The organism is Klebsiella sp. GG_Kp146 (genome assembly GCF_040061975.1).
GTDB lineage: Bacteria > Pseudomonadota > Gammaproteobacteria > Enterobacterales > Enterobacteriaceae > Klebsiella > Klebsiella quasipneumoniae.
In genome coordinates this window covers 25311-42132 of sequence record NZ_JBEAHA010000023.1, presented here as the reverse complement: position 1 = coordinate 42132, position 16822 = coordinate 25311, and the positions used below count along the sequence as shown (strand labels likewise).

17 protein-coding genes and 1 pseudogene are annotated in these 16822 nt (G+C 59.5%); 7 read left to right on the top strand and 11 right to left on the bottom strand.

Annotation, left to right across the window (positions count from 1 at the left end):
• Positions 1-107 precede the first annotated feature (107 nt).
• A pseudogene (locus ABLU95_RS20360) lies at positions 108-254 on the bottom strand (hypothetical protein); the annotation flags it as partial.
• A 69-nt stretch (positions 255-323) separates the two neighbouring features.
• On the opposite strand from ABLU95_RS20360, the gene nadA reads away from it, so the two are divergent.
• Both nadA and pnuC read left to right on the top strand, forming a co-directional pair.
• The gene (gene nadA, locus ABLU95_RS20355) at positions 324-1367 is read left to right on the top strand and encodes a quinolinate synthase NadA (RefSeq protein WP_023288879.1); all 1044 of its coding nucleotides are present in this window, start codon (positions 324-326) and stop codon (positions 1365-1367) included.
• Between the two features lie 35 nt (positions 1368-1402).
• Complete coding sequence (gene pnuC / locus ABLU95_RS20350) at positions 1403-2122, top strand: nicotinamide riboside transporter PnuC (RefSeq protein ID WP_004151689.1); 720 nt, start codon at positions 1403-1405, stop codon at positions 2120-2122.
• Here pnuC and zitB read toward each other — a convergent pair.
• Together zitB and ABLU95_RS20340 are read right to left on the bottom strand one after the other, a co-directional pair.
• Positions 2119-3063, bottom strand: a complete 945-nt coding sequence (gene zitB, locus ABLU95_RS20345) for a CDF family zinc transporter ZitB (RefSeq protein ID WP_348880340.1) — start codon at positions 3061-3063, stop codon at positions 2119-2121. The two genes, pnuC and zitB, sit on opposite strands and share 4 nt — an antisense overlap.
• Positions 3064-3181: 118 nt before the next feature.
• Entirely contained in the window at positions 3182-3571 is a 390-nt protein-coding gene (locus tag ABLU95_RS20340; protein ID WP_348880338.1) for a YbgS-like family protein, read from the bottom strand.
• A gap of 315 nt (positions 3572-3886) precedes the next feature.
• Here ABLU95_RS20340 and aroG point away from each other — a divergent pair, with 315 nt between their 5' ends.
• Positions 3887-4939, top strand: a complete 1053-nt coding sequence (aroG, locus tag ABLU95_RS20335; RefSeq protein ID WP_023288882.1) for a 3-deoxy-7-phosphoheptulonate synthase AroG — start codon at positions 3887-3889, stop codon at positions 4937-4939.
• Positions 4940-5012: 73 nt separating this feature from the next.
• On the opposite strand, the gene gpmA is transcribed toward aroG, so the two are convergent.
• The 7 genes from gpmA to modE form a co-directional block, all read right to left on the bottom strand.
• Entirely contained in the window at positions 5013-5765 is a 753-nt protein-coding gene (gene gpmA, locus ABLU95_RS20330) for a 2,3-diphosphoglycerate-dependent phosphoglycerate mutase (RefSeq protein ID WP_348880336.1), read from the bottom strand.
• Positions 5766-6056: 291 nt separating this feature from the next.
• The gene (galM, locus tag ABLU95_RS20325) at positions 6057-7100 is read right to left on the bottom strand and encodes a galactose-1-epimerase (protein WP_065882482.1); all 1044 of its coding nucleotides are present in this window, start codon (positions 7098-7100) and stop codon (positions 6057-6059) included.
• Positions 7094-8242, bottom strand: coding sequence for a galactokinase (gene galK / locus ABLU95_RS20320; protein ID WP_032455171.1), 1149 nt, complete (start codon positions 8240-8242; stop codon positions 7094-7096). The genes galM and galK overlap by 7 nt, the downstream gene beginning before the upstream one ends.
• Positions 8243-8244: 2 nt before the next feature.
• Positions 8245-9291, bottom strand: a complete 1047-nt coding sequence (gene galT / locus ABLU95_RS20315; protein ID WP_044521687.1) for a galactose-1-phosphate uridylyltransferase — start codon at positions 9289-9291, stop codon at positions 8245-8247.
• Positions 9292-9300: 9 nt separating this feature from the next.
• Positions 9301-10317, bottom strand: a complete 1017-nt coding sequence (gene galE, locus ABLU95_RS20310) for a UDP-glucose 4-epimerase GalE (protein WP_023288886.1) — start codon at positions 10315-10317, stop codon at positions 9301-9303.
• A 209-nt stretch (positions 10318-10526) separates the two neighbouring features.
• Positions 10527-11999 carry a molybdate ABC transporter ATP-binding protein ModF gene (modF, locus tag ABLU95_RS20305; RefSeq protein ID WP_023288887.1) on the bottom strand — a complete coding sequence of 491 codons (1473 nt, stop codon included), beginning with the start codon at positions 11997-11999 and terminating at the stop codon, positions 10527-10529.
• A gap of 67 nt (positions 12000-12066) precedes the next feature.
• Positions 12067-12855, bottom strand: coding sequence for a molybdenum-dependent transcriptional regulator (gene modE, locus ABLU95_RS20300; protein ID WP_065882478.1), 789 nt, complete (start codon positions 12853-12855; stop codon positions 12067-12069).
• A gap of 152 nt (positions 12856-13007) precedes the next feature.
• Here modE and ABLU95_RS20295 point away from each other — a divergent pair, with 152 nt between their 5' ends.
• From ABLU95_RS20295 to modC, 4 genes are all read left to right on the top strand, one after another.
• Complete coding sequence (locus ABLU95_RS20295; protein WP_002895156.1) at positions 13008-13157, top strand: AcrZ family multidrug efflux pump-associated protein; 150 nt, start codon at positions 13008-13010, stop codon at positions 13155-13157.
• A gap of 142 nt (positions 13158-13299) precedes the next feature.
• Positions 13300-14073 carry a molybdate ABC transporter substrate-binding protein gene (modA, locus tag ABLU95_RS20290; protein WP_065882476.1) on the top strand — a complete coding sequence of 258 codons (774 nt, stop codon included), beginning with the start codon at positions 13300-13302 and terminating at the stop codon, positions 14071-14073.
• Positions 14073-14765, top strand: coding sequence for a molybdate ABC transporter permease subunit (gene modB, locus ABLU95_RS20285; protein ID WP_023288889.1), 693 nt, complete (start codon positions 14073-14075; stop codon positions 14763-14765). Before modA ends, modB begins: the two co-directional genes overlap by 1 nt.
• On the top strand, positions 14765-15823 hold the full coding sequence (gene modC / locus ABLU95_RS20280; RefSeq protein WP_044521712.1) for a molybdenum ABC transporter ATP-binding protein ModC: 1059 nt from the start codon (positions 14765-14767) through the stop codon (positions 15821-15823). Before modB ends, modC begins: the two co-directional genes overlap by 1 nt.
• Here the strand turns inward: modC and ABLU95_RS20275 are convergent, their stop codons facing one another.
• Positions 15824-16642, bottom strand: coding sequence for a pyridoxal phosphatase (locus tag ABLU95_RS20275; RefSeq protein WP_044521692.1), 819 nt, complete (start codon positions 16640-16642; stop codon positions 15824-15826). It lies immediately after the preceding gene.
• Positions 16643-16822 lie beyond the last annotated feature (180 nt).

The following is a 16822-nucleotide window of genomic DNA, read 5'->3' as shown; positions in this document are numbered from 1 at the left end:
CATCCTGCACGACCCACCAATGTAAAAAGGCGCCCTAAAGGCGCCTTTTTGCTATCTGCCCGCCCATCAATTTCCACAATATTGTATTCAGCACTTTCCCATGGTCGCGCTGCGCTTACCACGCCTGCACAGGGCGCGAACCGGTAGCCCGGACAGCGACGCAGCATCGTCCCCTGGAACAGGCGCTGATGTACAAAATTCATCACGACTTTTGGCGCGTAATCGGCTATCTTGTTTAGCATATAAAACACCATGACCGTATCATGGCGCGGGCAGGCCATACTGACGGTCTTTGAGTTAAGCCAGTAAAACGAGATTGCATGATGAGCGTAATGTTTGATCCTGAAACGGCGATTTATCCCTTCCCACCGAAACCTCAGCCGCTGACCGTCGATGAAAAGCAGTTTTACCGCGAAAAAATCAAGCGTCTGCTGCGCGAGCGCGATGCCGTGATGGTGGCGCATTACTACACCGATCCTGAAATTCAGCAGCTGGCGGAAGAGACCGGCGGCTGTATTGCCGACTCGCTGGAGATGGCGCGCTTTGGCGCCCGCCATTCGGCCTCTACGCTGCTGGTCGCCGGGGTGCGTTTTATGGGGGAAACCGCCAAAATCCTCAGCCCGGAAAAGACCATTCTGATGCCGACTCTGAACGCCGAGTGTTCCCTGGATCTGGGCTGTCCGATTGAGGAGTTCAACGCCTTTTGCGACGCTCATCCTGACCGCACCGTGGTGGTCTATGCCAATACGTCTGCCGCGGTGAAGGCTCGCGCCGACTGGGTGGTGACCTCCAGCATCGCCGTGGAACTCATTGACCATCTGGATAGCCTTGGTCAAAAAATCCTCTGGGCGCCGGACCGCCATCTTGGCCGTTACGTTCAGCGTCAGACCGGCGCAGATGTGCTCTGCTGGCAGGGGGCGTGCATCGTGCACGACGAGTTTAAAACCCAGGCGTTGATGCGGATGAAGGCTCTGCATCCCGAAGCCGCTGTGCTGGTCCATCCCGAGTCGCCGCAGGCGATCGTCGAGATGGCCGATGCCGTAGGCTCCACCAGCCAGCTGATCGCGGCGGCGAAAAGCCTGCCCCAGCGCCAGCTGATCGTGGCGACCGATCGCGGTATCTTTTATAAAATGCAGCAGGCGGTGCCGGAGAAAACGCTGCTGGAAGCGCCCACCGCCGGTGAAGGGGCGACCTGCCGCAGCTGCGCGCATTGTCCGTGGATGGCGATGAACGGCCTGAAAGCCATTGCCGAGGGTCTCGAGCAGGGCGGCGCTGAACATGAAATCCACGTCGACGAAGCGCTGCGGACTGGCGCATTAATTCCCCTTAACCGGATGCTGGATTTTGCGGCTACACTACGGGGATAACCTATTGCCGCGTCATCTGGCGCTGAGAGGATAAAATGGATTTTTTTAGCACGCAGAATATTTTAGTACATATACCCATCGGCGCCGGGGGGTACGATCTCTCCTGGATAGAGGCCGTAGGGACCATCGCCGGGCTGTTGTGCATCTGGCTGGCGAGCCTGGAGAAGATCAGTAACTATGCCTTCGGTCTGGTCAACGTCACGCTGTTCGCCATCATCTTCTTTCAGATCCAGCTGTATGCCAGCCTGTTGCTGCAGCTGTTCTTCTTTGCCGCTAACGTTTACGGCTGGTATGCCTGGTCGCGGCAAAGCAGCAACCATGAGGCTGAGTTGCAGATCCGCTGGCTACCGCGCAGTAAAGCTCTGGGCTGGCTGGCGGCCTGCGTGGTGGCGATCGGCTTGCTGACCCTGTTTATCAATCCGTTTTTTGCTTTCCTGACGCGGATCGCGGTCAGCCTGATGCAAGCGCTCGGTTTGCAGGTCACTATGCCGGAACTGCAGCCGGACGCCTTCCCGTTCTGGGACTCCTGTATGACGGTGCTGTCGGTAGTGGCGATGATCTTAATGACCCGCAAATACGTTGAGAACTGGCTGCTGTGGGTCATCGTCAACGTCATCAGCGTGGTGATTTTTGCCCGTCAGGGCGTCTATGCGATGTCGCTGGAATATCTCTTGCTGACGTTCATTGCGCTGAACGGCAGCCGGATGTGGATAAACAGCGCGCGTGAGCGAGGTTCTCACGCGTTTTCTGGCTAATGGTGGTGGTGATGATCGTGCCCGGCGTGCATCGTGTTGAGATGGCACTCCGGGCCGCTGCAGGGCTGGTACTCCATCTGCACCGTGGCATGCTCAATTTCATATTTATGTTCCAGGAAATGCAGGATGCGGTTGAGTAACGCATCATGATCGTGCGGCGGCACAACCTGCACATGCAGCGTCATCACCGGTTTTTCCCCCACCAGCCAGACGTGGACGTGGTGAACATCGCGCACCTCCGGGATAGAGCGGCGGATATCCCGCTGCAGGGCCGTCACATCCAGCGAACGCGGCGCGCCTTCCAGCAGCTCATTCAGACTCTCCTTCAGCAGACGCCAGGCGCTACGTAACACCAGGCAGGAAACCACCACGGAAAGGATCGGGTCGACAGGTGTCCAGCCGGTGGTGAGGATCACCACGGCGGCCACAATCGCGCCAACCGAGCCCAGCAGATCGCCGAGCACGTGTAGCGCCGCGGCGCGCACGTTGAGGTTCCGCTCTTCGCTGCCACGATGCAGGATCCAGAAAGCCAGCACGTTGGCCAGCAGGCCAGCGACCGCAATCACCATCATCGTCACGCCGGCAACCGGCTGCGGGTGCTGGAAGCGCTGAATGGCCTCCCAGACAATCAGCATGGTGATCACCACCAGAGCAATGGCATTGAGAAACGCCGCCAGGGTGGTCAAACGCAGCCAGCCAAAGGTATGGCGGGCATTCGGGGGACGGCTGGCGAAGCGAACCGCCAGCAGCGCAAACAGCAGGGCGGCGGAGTCGGTGAGCATATGGCCGGCATCCGCCAGCAGGGCCAACGAGCCGGAGATCGCGCCGCCGATGGCTTCTACCAGCATAAAACCAGCGGTGACGATGAACGCCCAGAGCAGCCGGCGGGCGTTGCCGTTATCCGGAGCCTGGGCGGAGGAGTGCGAATGCGAGTGCGCCATAGTGTCGTCCCTTGATAGTTATCATTATCACGCTATGACATCATAAACAGAGAACGATAACAAACAGAGAAAAGGCGAGCCCGGCTCGCCTTTTCTCTGTTTGCACTCACCGCATCAATTATTGGGTGGTGCCGTCGGTTTTGTTGTTGTCATGGTTCATGCTGTCGCCGTTGTCCAGCTTCTTACCGGTGTCCGGACAGCGGCCGTCTTTACACATCGAGTTTTTATGGACCTCATCGCTCGACATATTGTCCTGGCCCATCGTCGAGCCGTCAGGATGAAGCATGGTGCCGCCAGTGCCAGAGCCAGAGCCAGAATTGATTTGGCTATTATCGACGTTATTCGGCGCCACGTTTTCACGGGCGTCCGGCGCCACCTGACCGGCATCAGCGGAAGAGTTGGCCTGGCCATTGTTGGACTGGGCGCCGGCGTCTGCCGCCAGGGCCGCGCCGCTGGCAAGACCTAAGGTGGCGGTGAGCAAAAGGGTCGTCAGTTTTTTCATGTTCATCGGATACTCCTGTTGGGTCGGGAAGCGGTAACTACGCCTCCAGCGGTAAGTGTGCCAGGGATCTGACTCGCTATGGTTAAAGACTCCGCAGACGATCGCAGTGTCACTATATAATCCTGAAACGTAAGGCTTAATTAGCTTTAACAGTTAAATATTGTAGTTCATGAGTCTGGTTTCGCTACTTTATGGCGTATTTTTGCCTATTTCCAGGATTATTCCATCACTACTGTAAAATCACGTTTACACTATTTCAGCGAAGAGATAGATTGGAGGGATTGCATTTCATTGAATAAGTATGCCAACGCTGGAAAGAAGATGAATTATCAGAACGACGATTTACGCATTAAAGAGATCAACGAATTATTACCTCCCGTTGCGCTCCTGGAAAAATTCCCTGCTACCGAAAATGCTGCAAACACCGTTGCACATGCTCGCAAAGCGATCCACCAGATCCTCAAAGGTGATGATGACCGCCTGCTGGTGGTGATTGGGCCCTGTTCTATTCACGACCCGGCGGCGGCGAAAGAGTACGCTTCCCGTCTGCTGACCCTGCGCGAGGCGCTGAAGGGCGAGCTCGAGATCGTCATGCGCGTCTATTTTGAGAAACCGCGCACTACCGTCGGCTGGAAAGGGCTTATCAACGATCCCCATATGGATAACAGCTTCCGCATCAACGACGGGTTACGCATTGCGCGCAAGCTGCTGCTGGACATTAACGACAGCGGCCTGCCGGCGGCGGGGGAATTCCTCGATATGATCACCCCGCAGTATGTCGCCGATCTGATGAGCTGGGGCGCCATCGGGGCGCGCACCACCGAATCCCAGGTGCACCGCGAGCTCGCCTCGGGGCTCTCCTGCCCGGTGGGCTTTAAAAACGGTACCGATGGCACCATCAAGGTAGCTATCGACGCGATTAACGCCGCCGGCGCGCCGCACTGTTTCCTGTCGGTCACCAAGTGGGGCCACTCCGCTATCGTCAATACCAGCGGCAACGGCGACTGCCATATTATTCTGCGCGGCGGCAAAGAGCCGAACTACAGCGCGAAGCACGTAGCGGAGGTGAAAATCGGTCTGGCGAAAGCGGGCCTGCCGGCCCAGGTGATGATCGACTTCAGCCACGCCAACTCCAGCAAGCAGTTCAAGAAGCAGATGGAAGTAGGCGCCGACGTATGCCAGCAGATTGCCGGCGGCGAGCGCGCCATTATGGGCGTGATGATTGAAAGCCATCTGGTGGAAGGCAACCAGAGCCTTGAGAGCGGTGAACCGCTGACCTACGGCAAGAGCGTCACCGACGCCTGCATCGGCTGGGAGGATACTGAAGCGATCCTGCGTCAGCTGGCGGAAGCGGTGAAAACCCGCCGCGGCTAAGCTACGTTGCGCTCGCGCAGGTCATAAAAAAAGCGTGGAGATTTCCACGCTTTTTTATTTTCACCGGGGGAAATTACTTCGCTTTACCCTGGTTGGCGACGGCAGCCGCTTTCGCCGCGATCTCTTCCGCGTTGCCCAGATAGTAATGTTTGATCGGCTTGAAGTTTTCATCGAACTCATACACCAGCGGTACGCCGGTCGGGATGTTCAGTTCGAGGATCTCGTCTTCGCCCATGTTGTCGAGGTATTTAACCAGCGCGCGCAGGGAGTTACCGTGAGCGGCGATGATCACGCGCTCACCGCTTTTCAGGCGCGGCAGAATGGTTTCGTTCCAGTAAGGCACGACGCGGTCGATGGTCAGCGCCAGGCTTTCAGTGGTCGGCAGTTCCGCGTCGGTCAGTTTTGCATAGCGCGGATCGTGGCCCGGGTAGCGCTCGTCGTCTTTGGTCAGCTCCGGCGGAGTAACGGCGAAGCCGCGACGCCACTGTTTAACCTGCTCGTCGCCGTATTTCTCAGCAGTTTCCGCTTTGTTCAGGCCCTGCAGCGCGCCGTAATGACGCTCGTTCAGCTTCCAGGATTTCTCAACCGGCAGCCAGGCCTGATCCAGTTCGTCCAGCACGTTCCACAGGGTGTGGATGGCACGTTTCAGCACGGAGGTATAAGCAAAATCAAAGCTGAAGCCTTCAGCCTTCAGCAGTTTACCTGCCGCTTTCGCTTCGCTAATGCCTTTCTCGGACAGATCAACGTCATACCAACCGGTGAAGCGGTTTTCGTTGTTCCACTGGCTTTCGCCATGACGAACCAGTACCAGCTTAGTTACAGCCATTCTCTTACTCCTCTCTACACGCCATCCCTCGCGCCGCGAACGGTGCGCTGAATATGTTGGTGTATGTGTTATTGATTGATAACTATTCTCATTATATTGCCGTGATTTGGCTCACGGCAATGCTTATCCCTAACCATAGCGAAAATAGTGGCTCAGTGTAAGGTGCTTGTAAAACACAGGTTATTTTTTTGTCCTTTAGTGACGGAAATTAGAGCAGGTTGCTGAAAAAAGAGGCGGCGGAGAGGAGGGCGGGGACGAAACTCAGCGCCCCCCGGCGGAGGGCGCTGGCGATTAGCGGGCAATAAACTGATATTCCGTCAGGCTGACGTACTCCTGGCCCGGACGTAACACACAGTCCGGCTGCGGCCATTCCGGATGATTCGGCGAATCCGGCAGGAATTCGCTCTCCAGCGCCAGCCCCTGCCAGTCGGCGTAGGGTTCCGTCGTCTGCGACGGGGTGCCGCCGAGATAGTTGCCGGAATAAAACTGTAGCGCCGGAGCGGAGGTATAGACCGTCATCTGCAGCTTGCCGTCCTGCGACCAGACCTGCGCCGCAGGTTGAGTGGCGTCGCCTCTGGCGTCCAGCAGGAAGGCATGGTCATAACCCTTCACCTTTTGCTGATCGGCATCCGCGAGGAAGTCGGCGGCGATGGTTTTCGGCTGGCGGAAATCAAAGCTGGTGCCGGCGACGTCTTTGAGTCCGCCGCCAGGGATACCATCGCTTTCCACCGGCAAATAGCGATGGGCGAGGATCTGCAGCTGGTGCTGGCGCACGTCGCCCTGGTCACCGTCGAGGTTGAAATAGACGTGATTGGTCATGTTCACCGGGCAGGGTTGGTCCACGGTGGCGCGATAGGTAATCGCGATGCGGTTATCGTCGGTCAGACGATAGTGCGCGGTGGCCTGCAGAGTGCCCGGAAAGCCTTGATCGCCATCGGGCGAGGTCAGGGCGAACAGCGCTTCCTGCTCGTCGGCGCGGACGATGCGCCAGCGGCGTTTATCAAACCCTTCCGGGCCGCCGTGAAGCTGGTGGCCCGCGTCGTTTGACGGCGTGACGGTGACGAGCTGGCCGTCAAGCGGGAAGCGGCTATTGCCGATACGGTTGGCGTAGCGGCCTACCGAGGCGCCAAGAAACGCGGCCTGGCGGGCATAGTCTTCCAGCTTTGCGCAGCCCAGCAGCGGATGGCGCACGCTGCCATCGGCCAGCGGCACCTCGGCGCTGAGCAACGTCGCGCCCCAGTCCGCCACGGTGACGGTCATCCCCGCCTTATTGCGCAGGGTTACCTGCTGCCATGGCTGGCCGTCCGGCGCCAGCGCGGTAGTTTGCGTTACCATTGACCAGCCCCCTGTGACGGTTTGCAGACATAAAACGTCTCTTTAATTCCGGTTTTCGCTTCATACTCGTTGGCAACGGCCTGCTGAACGGTATCGACCAGATCTTCCGGGACCAGCGCTACCACACAGCCGCCAAAACCGCCGCCGGTCATGCGCACGCCGCCCTTATCGCCGATTGTCGCCTTGACGATCTCCACCAGGGTGTCGATCTGCGGGACGGTGATCTCGAAATCATCGCGCATCGAGGCGTGGGATTCGGCCATCAGCTCGCCCATCCGCTTCAGGTCGCCTTTTTCAAGGGCGCTGGCGGCTTCCACGGTGCGGGCATTCTCCGTCAGCACATGACGTACCCGCTTCGCCACCACCGGATCCAGCTCATGGGCGACAGCGTTGAATTGCTCAAGGGTGACATCGCGCAGAGCGGGCTGCTGGAAGAAACGCGCGCCGGTCTCGCACTGTTCACGACGGGTGTTGTACTCGCTGCCGACGAGGGTGCGCTTAAAGTTGCTGTTGATGATCACCACCGCCACGCCTTTCGGCATCGAGACGGCTTTGGTGCCCAGCGAGCGGCAGTCGATCAGCAGCGCATGGTCTTTTTTGCCCAGCGCCGAAATCAGCTGATCCATGATCCCGCAGTTGCAGCCGACGAACTGATTTTCCGCCTCCTGGCCGTTGAGGGCGATTTGCGCGCCGTCCAGCGGCAGATGGTAGAGCTGCTGGAACACGGTGCCGACGGCGACCTCCAGCGAGGCTGAGGAGCTTAAGCCCGCGCCCTGCGGCACATTGCCGCTGATCACCAGATCCGCGCCGCCGAAGTGGCTGTTCCGCTGTTGCAGATGCTTCACCACGCCGCGGACATAGTTCGACCACTGCTGGGTGTCGTGGCTGAGAATCGGCGCGTCGAGAGAGAATTCGTCGGTCTGATTGTCGTAATCGGCGGCAATCACCCGCACGGTACGATCGTCGCGCGGCGCACAGCTGATCACCGTCTGGTAGTCGATGGCGCAGGGCAGCACAAAGCCGTCGTTGTAATCGGTATGCTCGCCGATCAGGTTGACGCGGCCTGGTGCCTGAATGACATGGCTGGCCGGGTAGCCGAAGGCCTCAGCAAACAGGGTTTGGGTTTTCTCTTTCAGACTCATCATTACACTCCGGATTCACGAAAATGGACGTCGCTGACGGCGCGCAGTCGTTCGGCAGCTTGCTCGGCGGTGAGATCGCGCTGCGTTTCGGCCAGCATTTCGTAGCCAACCATAAACTTGCGGACCGTCGCGGAGCGCAGCAGCGGCGGATAAAAGTGGGCGTGAAGCTGCCAGTGGTTATGGTCTTCATCGTTAAACGGCGCGCCGTGCCAGCCCATGGAGTAGGGGAATGAGCACTGGAACAGGTTGTCGTAACGGCTGGTCAGCTTTTTCAACGCCAGCGCCAGATCGCTGCGCTGGGCGTCGGTTAAATCGGTAATACGCTGCACGGGCGCTTTCGGCAGCAGCAGCGTTTCGAACGGCCATGCGGCCCAGTAGGGCACGACCGCCAGCCAGTGATCGGTGTCGACCACCGTGCGGCTGCCGTCGGCCAGTTCGCGCCGGGCATAGTCCAGCAGCATCGGCTGGCCCTGGCTGGCGTAATACGCTTTCTGCAGACGGTCTTCCCGTTCCGCTTCATTAGGCAGGAAGCTGTTGGCCCATACCTGACCGTGCGGGTGCGGGTTGGAGCAGCCCATCGCTGCTCCTTTGTTTTCAAAGACCTGCACCCACGGGTAGCTTTTCCCGAGGTCCGCGGTCTGTTCCTGCCACGCTTTAACCACGCCTTCCAGCGCTTCTAGGCTCAGTTCCGGCAGCGTTTTGCTGTGGTCTGGCGAGAAGCAGATCACCCGACTGGTGCCGCGCGCGCTCTGGCAGCGCATCAGCGGATCGTCACTCTCCGGGGCATCCGGGGTGTCGGTCATCAGGGCCGCAAAGTCGTTGGTAAACACGTAGGTGCCGGTGTAATTCGGATTCGTGTCGCCGGTGACCCGGGTGTTGCCCGGGCACAGGAAACAGTCCGGATCGTGGGCCGGCAAGGTCTGTTTTGCCGGCGTCTCCTGCGCTCCCTGCCAGGGGCGCTTGGCGCGATGCGGAGAAACCAGTATCCACTGCCCGGTTAACGGGTTATAACGACGATGCGGATGGTCAACGGGGTTAAATACGCTCATGAAGGTTCCTTAGTCTGGATAACCCTGCGGATGGCGGGACTGCCAGTTCCAGGTGTCCTGCGCCATTTCGTCCAGGTTGCGCGTCACGCGCCAGTTCAGCTCGCGGTCGGCCTTGGCGGCATCCGCCCAGTAGGCCGGGAGGTCGCCATCGCGGCGCGGCGCGAAATGGTAGTTAATCGGTTTGCCGCAGGCCTTGCTGAAAGCATTGACCACGTCGAGCACGCTGCTGCCGACGCCGGCGCCAAGGTTGTAGATATGGACCCCGGCTTTGTCAGCCAGTTTTTCCATGGCCGCGACGTGGCCGTCGGCAAGGTCCATGACGTGGATATAATCGCGCACGCCGGTGCCATCTTCGGTCGGGTAGTCGTTACCAAACACGGCCAGCGATTCGCGACGGCCAACGGCGACCTGGGCGATATACGGCATCAGGTTATTCGGGATCCCCTGCGGGTCTTCGCCCATGTCGCCCGACGGGTGGGCGCCGACCGGGTTGAAGTAGCGCAGCAGCGCAATGCTCCACTCCGGCTGCGCTTTTTGCAGGTCGGTCAGGATCTGCTCCACCATCAGTTTGCTTTTACCGTAGGGGCTTTGCGGGGTGCCGGTCGGGAAGCTTTCGACATACGGGATTTTCGGCTGGTCGCCGTAGACGGTGGCGGAGGAGCTAAAGATGAAGTTCTTCACGCCCGCGGCGCGCATGGCGGAGACTAATTTCAGTGTGCCGGTGACGTTATTGTCGTAATATTCCAGCGGCTTGGCGACGGACTCCCCGACGGCTTTCAGCCCGGCGAAGTGGATCACCGCTTCAATGGCGTGATCGTGGAGGATCTCGGTCATCAGCGCTTCGTTACGAATATCGCCTTCAATAAAGGTGGCTTCTTTGCCGCCGAGACGCTCAATCACCGGCAGTACGCTGCGCTTGCTGTTGCAGAGATTGTCGAGGATCACCACCTCATGCCCCTGCAGCAGCAGTTGAACGCAGGTATGACTTCCAATGTAACCGCTACCACCTGTAACCAGAACTTTCATGATTCGCTCCATTCGGCTTATCGTGTATGAGGAAGATAGCATATCAAAGAAGTGAAAAGTGTGACACAGAACAAGTTAGTGGAATCGTTTACACTCAAGAGTGAAACGGCATCGTTTAATATATTTTGTTTAAAATACATCTTATTAGGTGAGTAAGGCGCTATTTTTCTGAAAAATACCAGGGATCTTGCGATCCCCGGCAGGGGGCGTCAGGCCACGGGGCCGAGCTGATAAGTGTAACCGTCTCCACTGGGAACGAACGCCAGGCGATGGGTAATACAGTCCGGGGCATCTTCCGCATGGTGCGAGACAAACAGCAGCTGCGTGGCGCCTTCGCCAATCAGGACGTCGACGAAGCGGCGCACCAGCTGGCGATTGAGGGGATCCAGCCCCTGCAGCGGTTCATCAAGGATCAGCAGGGTTGGATGCTTCACCAGCGCGCGGACGATAAGCGCCAGCCGCTGCTGGCCCCACGACAGGCTGTGAAACGGCGCGTCGGCGGTGCGCTTATCGATGCCGAGAATATCCAGCCATTGCTGCACCAGCTTATGCTGTTTATCCGACACCGCCTGATAAATGCCGATCGAGTCAAAATAGCCCGACAGGATGACGTTGCGGACGTTGGTGCTGACCCGGTAGTCCAGATGCAGGCTGCTGCTGACGTAGCCGATATGCTTTTTAATATCCCAGATGGTCTCGCCGCTGCCGCGCCGACGGCCAAAGAGGGTGAGATCGTTGCTGTAGCCCTGGGGGTGATCGCCGGTGATAAGGCTTAAGAGGGTGGATTTACCCGCGCCGTTGGGGCCGACGATCTGCCAGTGTTCGCCGGGGTTTACGGTCCAGGAGAGGTGGTTGATGACCGGGCGATCGTTGTAGGAGACCACCCCGTCATTGAGGACGATACGCGGCGCCGTCTCCGTCAGCGTATGGCGGGCCGGTGGGGCATCCGGCTCCGGGAGGGTGATACCGTCCAGTTTTTCACTGTGCGCCAGCTGGGCGACCAGCGCCTGCTGCAGCAGAGCGTGCTTCTCGCCGGTCTCGCTGAGGAGGCAGTCAGCCAGCACGCCGGCGTATTGCACAAAGTCCGGGATCTCATCGAAACGGTTGAGCACCAGCACCAGGGTGATGCCGGCGCGATGCAGGTCGGCCAGCAGGGCGGCCAGCTGCTGGCGGGAGTTGACGTCGAGGCCGTCGAACGGCTCGTCGAGGATCAGCAGTTGCGGATCGCTCATCAGGGCCTGGCACAGCAGGGTCTTACGCGTTTCGCCAGTGGACAGATACTTAAAGCGGCGGTCCAACAGGGCGCTGATGGCAAACTGTTCGGCAAGCTGCGCGCAGCGGGCCGGATCTTTCACCTCATCCTGAATAATCTCCGCGGTAGTGCGTCCGGTATCTTCTTCTCCGGGGCTGAGCAGGTCGGTGTTATTGCGCTGCCACTCGTCGCTGACCAGCTTCTGCAGCTGTTCGAAGGAGAGGCGGGTTACGCGGGAGAAGAGGCTTTCGCGCTGGCCGCTGAGCAGGGTCAGGTCGCCGGCCAGGGCCCGTGCGAGGGCGGATTTGCCGCTGCCGTTGCTGCCGACGAACGCCCAGCTTTCACCCGCCGCCACGCTCAGGTGGTCTATTTTTAAGGTTTTTGTATCGCTCAGGCGAAACGTGCCTTGCGAAATTTGCAATGATGACATGATGTATCCCATTTTTTGCAGCGATGTGCATCAGGGATACGACTTCAGGCGCGCAATGTCAATGGGGTCAGCATAACGTAGCGAGAATGATGCGATCGGCGTTGAAGTAAGCGATCGCCTCCGTCCCTTCGGTCAGGCCAGAGGTCTGGGCCTGCGGCAGGGTGGCGCACAGGGTCTGGCCGTCCGCAAGGGTCATCAGCACTTCGCACTGCCCGGAGCCGCATTCGATATGGCTGATGCGACCCGACAGCTGGTTCTCGGCCTGGCGGGCCACCGCCGGGTCGAGGGTGATGCCAACCCAGGGCGCTTTCAACAGGACCAGCACCTCCTGGCCCTCATCGAGCCCCAGCTTTTCAGCGCTTTGGGCGGTAATGGCGACGTTCAGGCGGGTCTGCCCGTCGGCCAGCAGCACCTCGACGTGCTGCTGCACCTGCTGGCGATCGCGGCCGGTGATAGTGCCGAACCACTGGTTGCGGGCGCTGGTTTGCAGGGAAAAGCGCGAGATGGCCGCCAGCAGGCTGTCCAGCGGCAGGGCGTCGTCATCGCTGAGCACATCAAACGCTTTCTGCTGGATCTGCGCCAGCAGATCGTACAGTTGGATCAGACGCTGCCCGTAGCGGGTCAGCACCGCGCCGCCGCCGCCTTTGCCGCCGGTGGCGCGATCCACCAGCGGCTGTTCGCTGAGCTGGTTCATCTCGTTGATGGCATCCCACGCGCTTTTATAGCTGATACCCGCGTGCTTCGCCCCCTGGCTTATCGAACCGGTCAGGTCAATCTGTTTGAGCAGGGCGATCCGCCGGGGGTCGGCAAACAGGCGCTGCTGAAGCTTAAGGGTGAGAAGAATTTCGGCCTGCATAATCGTTTCCTGACAAAAAAGCGTATTGTGACCGATAGTCACCCCGTTGCAAAACCTCTCTGCGCGGTTTGTCATTAACCACCGCACAAATGGGGCGTGTTTTTTCGGCTGAAACCGTTACAATCAGGGAATCATACTATCTGGAGTGAACCATGTTAGAGCTTTTGAAAAGTCTGGTTTTTGCGGTCATCATGGTACCGGTGGTGATGGCGGTCATCCTGGGATTGATTTACGGTCTTGGCGAAGTGTTCAACCTCTTCTCCGGCGTCGGCCACAAAGATCGCAGCCAGCAAAATCATTGATTTCCCGGCGCCCGGTTTAACCGGGCGCTGTGCTATTTCCCTCCTGTATCATTTCCCTTCATTTTATTGTCCTGCGTCACTATAAAAACGCTTCGCATATCGTTATATTGTCGAGTACATAACGCATTGACAGGAGATTCAGATGACAGGTTCTTGGTTACGCGGGGTGGTCGGGGTATCGCTCACGCTGTGCATCGCGGGTCAGGCGCTGGCGGCAGAGGGGAAAGTGACCGTTTTCGCGGCCGCGTCGTTAACCAACGCGATGCAGGATATCGCCCAGGCGTATAAGAAAGCGAAAAACGTCGAGGTCGTCTCGTCGTTTGCCTCGTCGTCGACGCTGGCGCGGCAGATTGAAGCAGGCGCCCCGGCGGACCTGTTTATCTCCGCCGATCAAAAGTGGATGGATTACGCGGCAGACAAAAAGGCCATCGATCCGGCGACCCGCGCCACCCTGCTTGGCAACAGCCTGGTGGTGGTGGCGCCGAAAGCCAGCGCGCAGGGGGCGATAACCATTGATGAGAAAACCGACTGGACCAGCCTGCTGAAAGGGGGCCGTCTGGCGGTGGGCGATCCGCAGCACGTTCCGGCAGGTATCTACGCCAAAGAAGCGCTGCAGAAACTGGGCGCCTGGGAGACCCTGTCGCCGAAGCTCGCCCCGGCGGAAGACGTGCGCGGCGCGCTGGCGCTGGTGGAGCGTAGCGAAGCGCCGCTGGGCATCGTCTACGGATCGGATGCCGTGGCCAGCAAAGGGGTGAAAGTGGTTGGCACTTTCCCTGAGGCGTCGCATCAGAAAGTCGAGTACCCGCTGGCGATTGTCGATGGCCACCGCAATGCGGCCGTGAGCGCTTTCTATGACTACCTGAAAGGGCCGGAAGCGTCGGCGATTTTTCAACGTTACGGATTTACCACCCGCTGATGTTTCTGAGCGAACCCGAATGGCAGGCGGTGCTGCTGAGCCTGAAAGTCTCCTCCCTGGCGGTGGCCCTGAGCCTGCCCTTTGGCATCTTTTTTTCCTGGCTGCTGGTCCGGCGCACCTTCCCCGGCAAGGCGCTGCTCGACAGCCTTCTCCATTTGCCGCTGGTGCTGCCGCCGGTGGTGGTGGGGTATCTGCTGCTGGTGGCCATGGGGCGGCGCGGGTTTATTGGCAGCTGGCTGTATGACTGGTTCGGCATCAGCTTTGCCTTCAGCTGGCGCGGGGCGGTGCTGGCGGCGGCGGTGATGTCTTTCCCGCTGATGGTGCGCGCCATCCGCCTGGCGCTGGAGGGGGTGGACATCAAACTGGAGCAGGCGGCGAGAACCCTCGGGGCCAGCCGCTGGCGGGTATTTTTCACCATTACGCTGCCGCTGACTCTGCCGGGAATTATTGTCGGCACGGTGCTGGCTTTCGCCCGCTCGTTAGGGGAGTTTGGCGCGACCATCACGTTCGTCTCCAATATTCCCGGTGAAACGCGCACCCTGCCTTCGGCGATGTACACCTTGATCCAGACCCCGGGCGGGGAGGGGGCGGCGGCCCGCCTCTGCCTCATCGCTATCGGTCTGGCGCTGGTCTCGCTCTTGATTTCAGAATGGCTGGCCCGCGTGAGCCGCCAGCGAATGGGAGGATCATGATGCTCGAGCTGGACTTTACCCAGACCCTCGGCAGCCACTGTCTGCAGATCCGTGAAACGCTGCCCAGCAGCGGGATCACCGCCATCTTTGGCGTCTCAGGCGCCGGGAAAACGTCGTTGATCAACGCTATCAGCGGCCTGACCCGGCCGCAGGCGGGGCGGATTGTCCTCAACGGAAGGGTGCTGAACGACACCGCGCAGCGTATCTGCCTGGCGCCGGAGCAGCGGCGGATCGGCTATGTATTTCAGGATGCGCGCCTGTTTCCCCACTATAAAGTGCGCGGCAATCTGCAGTACGGAATGGCGAAATCCATGGTCAGCCAGTTCGATAAACTGGTGGAACTGCTGGGAATTGCGCCCTTGCTGGATCGGCTGCCGGGCCGGTTATCCGGCGGCGAAAAGCAGCGCGTGGCCATTGGTCGCGCCCTGCTGACCGCGCCGGAGCTGCTGCTGCTGGACGAGCCGCTGGCCTCGCTGGATATTCCGCGCAAACGCGAACTGTTGCCCTATCTGCAGCGGCTGGCGCAGGAGATCCATATTCCGATGCTCTACGTTAGCCACTCGCTGGACGAGATCCAGCATCTGGCCGATCGCGTGCTGGTGCTGGAGGCCGGTAAGGTGAAGGCTTTCGGTCCGCTGGAGGAGGTCTGGAGCAGCAGCGTGATGCACCCCTGGCTGCCGGCGGAACAGCAGAGTACGATCCTCAGCGCCACCGTCGCCGCGCAGCATCCGCAGTACGCGATGACCGCGCTGACGCTAGGGGATCAAATGCTGTGGGTCAACCGGCTCGATCGTCCCGCCGGGGAGAGCGCGCGGATCCGCATCCAGGCGTCGGACGTCTCGCTGGTGCTGGCCCAGCCGTCCGCAACCAGCATCCGCAATATCTTACGCGCCGAGGTGGTTCAGTGTCTGGAGGTCAACGGGCAGATTGAGGTTCAGCTCAGGGTGAGCGGCCATCCGCTGTGGGCTCGAATCAGCCCGTGGGCGCGGGATGACCTGGCGATAGCGCCAGGCCAGCAGGTATTTGCCCAGATCAAAAGCGTGTCGATTGCCGCCTGATCACAGCAACTGACGGTAGATAAACTCGGCGATGCTGGCGGACTCATTGTCGCCGATGACCACGTTGGCGCGGGCTTTGACGTCGTCCACCGCATTACCCATCGCCACCCCGGTGCCTGCCGCTTCCAGCATACTCAGATCGTTGTAGTTATCGCCGAAGGCCACCACATTCTGCATCGACAGCCCCTGGTCAGCGACCCACTGCGCCAGGCGTTTGCCTTTGCTGTTGCCGGCGCGAGCGATATCCACCTGGTCGTGCCACGACCATTCGCACTCGAGGCCCAGCGTCTCGCCGACCTCCTGCGCAAAGCGCTGCAGACGGGGAATGTCGTCGTCGGTGAGGGCGAATTTCCATACCGCCTTGACCTCGCGGACCGCCTGCGCCAGCGAGTCGACCTGGCTGAAGACCGGGCGCTGATCCTCCGGTAACGCCTGCGCCCAGTTGCGGGTGCGGATCACATGCCCGGTGGGCTGTTCGTAAAGCATCGCGTCATCCACATAGGCCAGGCCGTGGATCTGCTGTTCGGCGAGCATGGCGGTGAGGCTTACCGCGTGTTCCACCGACATAGGATCGGCCGCCAAAACCTTTTTTGCGTGATAATCATACAAATAAGTGCCATTACAACAAATTGCAGGTGTATCGAGAGCCAGTGCCTGATAAAAAGGATGAATAGCGACGTGATGACGTCCGGTAACGACGATCACCTGGTAGCCCGCCTCTCTGGCGCGGGCCAGCGCTTCCAGCGAAGCGGGCAGGATGGTTTTTTTGCTGGTGAGCAGGGTGCCGTCTAAATCCAGGGCAATCACGCGTGTTGTCATGTGTTATTTCCGGTTGATGTTGAAAAGTGACCTGGCCATGATGGTACACCGCCGTGGCGTCAGGACCAATTTTTCCACATCTGCCGTGAATGTCTGTATGCCCTTTGTGCCGCCCTCCGTCGGTAATTCGGCAGGCGATGCGAGTATCATGGGCGGATGTCTTATAATTTTCAGGGTACC